Genomic DNA, 1,427 nt, shown 5'->3' on the forward strand with positions numbered 1-1,427 from the left:
GGTCAAGTCCAGGGACGTGGTGTACGAGGCCGTCGGGTGATTCTTCGACTTGATGGTTTAGGCGGTCAGTGCCGCTGGGGTGGCCTCCTGTTCTGTCGGAGTGTCGTTGGTGGTGCGTGATTTGCTGAGGACGTCGAGGCCGAGGTAGCGCCGCGATTCGGCCCATTCGTCGTGTTGTTCCGCCAATATCGCGCCGACGAGGCGGATCAGCGCGTCGCGGTCGGGAAAGATGCCGACGACGTCGGTGCGGCGACGGATCTCTTTGTTGAGACGCTCCTGGGGGTTGTTCGACCAGATTTGGCGCCAGATCTGTTTGGGGAACGCGGTGAACGCCAACAGATCAGTGCGGTTGGCTTGGAGGTGGGCGGCGACCTTGGGCAGCTTGTCGGCCAGCGCATCGATGATCCGATCGTATTGTGCAGCAACGGATTGCGCGTCGGGTTGGTCGAAGACCGAATGTAACAGCGTGCGTACCCACGGCCACGACGCCTTGGGGGTAATGGCCATTAGGTTGGTCGTGTAGTGCGTGCGGCAGCGCTGCCAGGTCGCCCCGGGCAGGGTAGCCCCTACTGCGCCCACCAGCCCGGCGTGGGCGTCGCTGGTGACCAACTTGACCCCGGACAGGCCGCGGGCGGTCAGGGACCGCCAGAACGTCAGCCAGCCCGCGCCGTCCTCGGCGGTGCTGACGTCGATGCCCAGGATCTCGCGGTACCCCTCGGCGTTCACGCCCGTGGCGATCAGCGCGTGCACGTTGACCACCCGACCTTGCTCGCGGACCTTGAGCACCAGGGCATCAGCGGCGACGAACGTGTACGGGCCGGCGTCCAGCGGGCGGGTCCGGAACGCTTCCACGGCGGTGTCGAGTTCCTTGGCCATCACCGACACCTGCGACTTCGACAGCGACGTGATGCCCAGCGTCTCGACGAGCTTGTCCATCCGCCGCGTCGACACGCCCAGCAGATAGCAGGTGGCCACCACCGTCGTCAGCGCCCGCTCGGCGCGCTTGCGGCGTTCCAGCAGCCAGTCCGGGAAGTAGGAGCCGTGCCGCAGCTTGGGGATCGCCAGATCCAACGAGCCTGCGCGGGTGTCGAACTGGCGTTGTCGATAACCGTTGCGCTGATTGACCCGCTCGGCGCTGCGCTGGCCGTACCCGGCACCGCACAACGCATCGGCTTCCGCGCCCAACAGAGTGTGGATGAACGTCGCCAACAACTCACGCAGCACGTCAGGGTGGCAAGTAGTGAGTCGTTCAGCCAACACGGTAGGCAGGTCGATATCGTGGGCACTGGTCATCGCGTTGATTCCTTTGCTCGAGTGACTTTGACGGGTCTCTCGAAGAATCACGCGATGACCTCCAATCACTCGGCTACGACACGCCGGTACCGCTGATCAGGTCCGACTCGTACACCACTCTGCTGGACGCAACC

At 64.7% G+C, this 1,427-nt stretch carries 1 protein-coding gene; it reads right to left on the reverse strand.

What is annotated here, in order from left to right:
* Positions 1-57 precede the first annotated feature (57 nt).
* Positions 58-1,293, reverse strand: a complete 1,236-nt coding sequence (locus AWC25_RS08260) for an IS256 family transposase (RefSeq protein ID WP_085166607.1) — start codon at positions 1,291-1,293, stop codon at positions 58-60.
* Positions 1,294-1,427: the final 134 nt, after the last annotated feature.

Origin of the sequence: Mycobacterium sherrisii (assembly GCF_002102355.1) — a bacterium.
In the GTDB taxonomy this organism is placed as follows: domain Bacteria; phylum Actinomycetota; class Actinomycetes; order Mycobacteriales; family Mycobacteriaceae; genus Mycobacterium; species Mycobacterium sherrisii.